The sequence below is a fragment of the Streptomyces sp. SID3212 genome, assembly GCF_009865405.1.
GTDB lineage: Bacteria > Actinomycetota > Actinomycetes > Streptomycetales > Streptomycetaceae > Streptomyces.
In genome coordinates this window covers 1-3,644 of sequence record NZ_WWJY01000593.1, presented here as the reverse complement: position 1 = coordinate 3,644, position 3,644 = coordinate 1, and the positions used below count along the sequence as shown (strand labels likewise).

2 protein-coding genes and 1 pseudogene are annotated in these 3,644 nt (G+C 71.8%); 1 reads left to right on the top strand and 2 read right to left on the bottom strand.

Annotated features, from left to right (window positions below; all coding sequences use genetic code 11):
- Window positions 1–327 precede the first annotated feature (327 nt).
- On the bottom strand, window positions 328–1,290 hold the full coding sequence (locus tag GT042_RS17830) for an ATP-dependent DNA ligase (protein WP_161309705.1): 963 nt from the start codon (window positions 1,288–1,290) through the stop codon (window positions 328–330).
- A gap of 184 nt (window positions 1,291–1,474) precedes the next feature.
- Between GT042_RS17830 and GT042_RS17825 the strand changes: the two genes are divergently transcribed.
- Entirely contained in the window at window positions 1,475–3,160 is a 1,686-nt protein-coding gene (locus GT042_RS17825) for a SpoIIE family protein phosphatase (protein WP_161309704.1), read from the top strand.
- Between the two features lie 253 nt (window positions 3,161–3,413).
- On the opposite strand, the pseudogene GT042_RS17820 reads toward GT042_RS17825, so the two are convergent.
- Window positions 3,414–3,644: pseudogene (locus GT042_RS17820) on the bottom strand (hypothetical protein); the annotation flags it as partial.

Sequence of the window (3,644 nt, the reverse complement as noted above, 5' to 3'; positions counted from 1 at the left end):
GGCGCGGGGTGGCCGGCGGCGGCCGGCGGCGCCGCGTCTACGGGTCCCGGCCGCGCCGAGACCGGCGACACGATCCCCCCGGTCACCAGCAGAGCGGTCGACACAGCCGCCGACAGGCGGATCCATCTCATCATCAGGGCCCTTTCGTTCCGGTCGTTCCAGCTCGCCCGACGCCGCTGTCACGCGCTGAACGACAGAATCCGGTAGAGCGGAAAGGGCTGTCACTGCTTCCCGGTGTCGCTGTTGCGACATGTCTCAACAGCGACAGGGAGGCGGCCTCCGGCCGTCCGCACGCCGACGGGAGGGTGCGGGCGGCGTGCGGGCGCGTCAGTCGGTGGTGTCCTCCGGCGCGAGGTCGGGGCGCAGCCGGTGCCACGACGGCTGGCGCAGGAGGCCGGCCCGGGTGCGGACGCTGTACGTGACCTCGCCGACGAGGCGCGGCAGGACCCAGCGGGCGCCCGCGACGCGGGGCACCCGGTCGAAGGGGCAGTGGTCGATCTCCGCGGTGTGCAACAGCTGGGCGAGCGTGGTCCGTTCACGGTCGCTCCATCCGGTGCCGACGCTCCCCATGTACCGCAGGCCGCCTTCCTCCCGGCGTCCCACGAGGACGGCCCCCGGGAGCCCGCCGAGCTGGCCCCGGCCCGGGACCCAGCCGCCGACGATCGCGTCCACGGTCCGCACGTTACGGATCTTGATCCAGGCGCGGGAGCGCACGCCGGGCTCGTACACGGAGGTGAGCCGCTTGCGGATGATGCCCTCCAGGCCGTGCTCGCGCGTCGTCTCCAGCGCCTGTGCGCTGTGTCCGACGATCGCGCCCGGCGTCGACCAGGAGGGACCGAGGAGCCGTAGCCCTTCCAACTCGTGGCGGCGGTCGGCGTACGGGACGCGGAGGAGCGGACGCCCGCCGAGGTGGAGCGCGTCGAAGAGCATGAGATGGGCGGGTACGGTACGGGCCAGGCTCACGGCCTTCGCGGGTGATCCGGCCAGTCCCATCCGGGCCTGGAGGCGTTCGAAGTCCGGGCGCCCCTGGTCGTCCAGCGCCACGATCTCCCCGTCCAGCACCGCCGACACGCCGGTGGGGAGGGCGGTGCCCAGCACGCGCAGCTCGGGGTAGGCGGGGGTGATGTCGGCGCCCGACCGGGAACGCAGCACCACGGAACCGTCGCCCGGCAGGTAGATCAGCGCGCGCTGGCCGTCGTGCTTGGTCTCCGCGGACCACAACCGTTCCTCGGCCGCCGGGGGCAGGCCGCCCGGCGTCGCGAGCATGGGGGCGAATCGGGGCAGGGTCATGGCCCTACCCTCGACACGCCCCCGGTCCTCCACACGCGCGCCGCGTCGATCTCCCCCGAACGGTGGCGCCCCCGCCGTTACACCGCCGGGCGGCTGCCGTCCGCTTTTCCGCTGGTCGGAGCCGTACGCGGCTGCCCAGGGCCCCTTCCTGCCCCCGGACTACACTGGAAAAACCGGAGGTCACATGGAACACGACAGGAACCCGGCGCCGGGTAACGCGTCGTCCGACGAACTCGAAGCCGACCTGCGGGCGGAATTGTCGATGGCGCTGGAATTGAACGGCATCGGCGGATTCGCGTGGGACCTCGATTCCGACCGGATCCTTCTCGATTCCAGTGCTCTCTCCATATTCGGCCTGAAGGAAAATGAGTTCGACGGACTCATGACCACCCTCTACGAACGGATCATGCCGGAGGAACTGGACGAGATACGGGAGCGGGCGGCCGAGGTCTTCGCGGACTCGCGGTATTCCATGAGTTACGGCAGCTACTTCCGTGTCCGCCACCCGGACGGCACAATCCGGTGGGTCCACACGCAGGCCGCCATCCGCCGCGACGACGCCGGGAGGGCGGTCCGCGCGGTCGGTGTGATCCGCACCGAGCTGCAGTACGCGGAACGCAAGGCCATTCTGGAGTCCGACCGGCGGCACCAGGCCGGGGTGGTCCAGGCGACGACCACCGCGCTGTCCCAGGCGCTCAGTGTGCAGGACGTGCTGGGGGCACTGACGAGCAACGAGATCCTGGGTCCGGTGGGTGCCGTGGGGATATCGCTCACGGTTCTCGAACAGAACAGGCTGCGCCGCCTCGCCGCCGCCGGAATGCCCCCGGACTACATCCGCGATCTGGAATTCGGCCGCCTCGACGACGAGCGGCCCATCGCCGCGGTGTTCCAGGACCAGAATCCGCTGTTCATCACACGGGCCGAGATCGAGGCCTCGTACCCGATGCTGTGGCCGTACATCAAGACCACGGATTTCACCGCCTCCGCGGTTCTTCCTCTCATGGCGCAGGCCAGACTCACCGGCGTACTGGCGATTCTGTACGAGGAAAAGGACGGTTTCTCCCCCGAGGAGCAGTATCTGCTGCTGGCTCTCTCGGCCACCGTCGCCCAGTCGCTCCAGCGGGCCCTGCTCTACGACGAGGAGCACGCGATGGCGGTGGGCCTCCAGGAGGCGATGCTGCCCGCCAGGATCGAGGACGTGCCGGGGCTGCGGGTCGCGGCGCGGTACCGCCCGGCGCGCGCCGGTCACCAGGTGGGGGGCGACTGGTACGACGTCCTGCCGCTCCCCGGCGGAAAGGTCGGGCTGGTGGTGGGTGACGTGCAGGGACACGACATCCAGGCCGCCGCCGTCATGGGGCAGCTGCGGACGGTGTTCCGCGCCTACGCCGCCGAGGGGCACACGCCGTCGGCGCTGATGTCCCGGACGTCCGCGTTCCTGCACGACCTCGACACCGAGCGCCTCGCCACGTGTCTGTACGTCAGCCTCGACCCGGCGACCGGGGAGGCGGAGGTCGTCCGCGCCGGGCACCCGTCCCCGCACCTCAGGACCGCCGGGGAGAGCACCCTCCTGGAGGTGGCGGGCGGCCTGCCCCTCGGATTGTCGGACCTCAGCGAAGGGCCGTACCCCGCCGGCCGCTTCCGCCTCGGTCCCGAGGAGACGCTCCTCCTGTGCACCGACGGGCTGCTGGAGTTCCACGACACCGACATGGAGTCGGGCGAGCGCCAGATCCAGGCGCTTCTGGACACCGGGCCCCTCGATCTCGACGCCATGGCGGAGCACATCGTCGCGAGCATCGAGGACCGGCAGGGCCAGGAGGACGACGTCGCCCTCCTCCTGGCCACGCGGGCGGTCACGGGACCCGGGGAGTGACCGGTACGGGGCCGGAACCCGTTCAGTAGGGCAGCGGGCGGCCGGACGGAGTCCGCAGGTCGAGGGGCGGGGGCTGCTGAGGGCGCGGGGCACGGGGGGTGATTCTGATCCGCGTCATCGGTCGTCTCCTCGTCCGGGGAAAGCCTGATGGCGTCCGCACCGCCGGGAAGCGGGGCGTGCCGGTCCACGCTTCTTACCCAACGGGCGGACGGACAACCGTCGGAGAGCCCCGCGACGGAGCGTCCCCCGACCGTCAGAGCGTCCCGCGGCTCCACTCGGGAGCGATACGGTCCCACTCCCGCGACCATCGCAGCATCCGCCGCCGGTGCAGCCGGTGCCGGGCCAGGGCCCCGAGGCCCAGGACCGTACCGCCGCTCGCGAGGCCGGCCAGAGCGCCGAGGACCACCGCGTGGAAGGCCGCCTCATCGCGCGTGGCGGGCGGGGGCGCGGGCCTGCCGTCGGCGTCGACCCAGATCCGTACCGT